Source organism: Paenarthrobacter sp. GQ52, assembly GCF_059759005.1.
Genome location: NZ_JCAXEJ010000042.1, coordinates 1 through 1,212, shown reverse-complemented (window position 1 = coordinate 1,212; position 1,212 = coordinate 1). Strand labels below are relative to the sequence as shown.

1 protein-coding gene is annotated in these 1,212 nt (G+C 63.5%); it reads right to left on the bottom strand.

What is annotated here, in order from left to right; genetic code table 11:
• The coding region (locus tag AC6CH8_RS22800) for an IS110 family RNA-guided transposase (RefSeq protein WP_498192461.1) at positions 1-1,025 on the bottom strand (1,025 nt) is incomplete at its 3' end.
• Positions 1,026-1,212: the final 187 nt, after the last annotated feature.

Genomic DNA, 1,212 nt, shown 5'->3' with positions numbered 1-1,212 from the left:
GCCATGTAGCGTTTGATGCAGCGGCGGATTTCTTTGTCTGTACGTCCCTCGGCCCGTCGTTTCTCCACGTATTGGCGTGTTTCTGAATCATGGGTCATCCGGCTTACAGCGGCCATGTGCAGTGCGCTGTTCAGGGATCTGTCTCCGCCCCGGTTCAGTCGGTGCCTGACGGTGTTTCCGGAGGACGCAGGGATGGGGTTTACCCCGGCGAGTGAGGCGAATGCCGCCTCGTTCCGGACTCTTCCTTCGTGTGACCAGGCGGTGAGGCATTTCGCTGCGCTGATCGCTGCGAACCCTGTCTCCTCCAGCAAGGGTGCGGCCTCACTGGCTTTGACCAACTCATCGAGTTGGTTCTCGTTTATGGTGAGCTGCTCATCGAGGGTCAGGACGTGTTTGGCCAGCCGCACGGCCTCGTTGCGGGCGATGGACAGCGAGAGTTCTTCCTCTCGGGACCGCCATTTTGAGACCTCGGTGATCTGGGCGCCGGTGAGCTTCTTGCGGGCGTCGATGCCCAGGTCGTTGCTTCGCACCAGGGCGTTGAGTGCATTGATCGAACGGGTGCGGTCCTTGCTCATGGATCCCCGCGCTGTCACCAGGATCCTCACGCCTTGGCGGACCCCGTCATGCAGGCGGGGGCGGCGAAGCTTGTCTACCGGCAGTGGCAGGGTGGAACTGGCGATCTGGTGGGCGTCCAGGGCGTCGGTCTTGCCCACCCCACGGCGCTTCCTGGCATCCATGCGCGGTGCTTCGGCTACAGGGAAGCCGTGGGTGGCCACGGTGCCGGCAAGGATCGCCCCGTAGGACGCGGCACCTTCGATCACCCAGAGGGTATCGGCATTACCGCCGGTGCGGCGGGCGACCCAGTCGATCGCCCGGTTGATCCCGGCCCCGGTAGCGGGGAAATCCCGGGATTCGAGCAGAGCGCCGGTATTTGCGGCGAGGATCGCGTAGACGTGGTTACGGGCGTGTGTGTCGACACCGACGACAAATGGATGGGTATGCGCGACGATAGACATGGCGGTCATTGGTACCTTTCCTCTTCACGGACGTGGTCATGGCCGTCGCCGGCCGGTACCAGTCCGGGTAGAGGTCACCAAGGAACAGCACTGTGACGGGTCACGCCCCCGAAAGGGGGTGGACAATCTTCTGATCAAGCTACCGAGGTGGGCCGGACAGGTGCCGGCCGGACCACCCCCATGGACTGACAGGTCT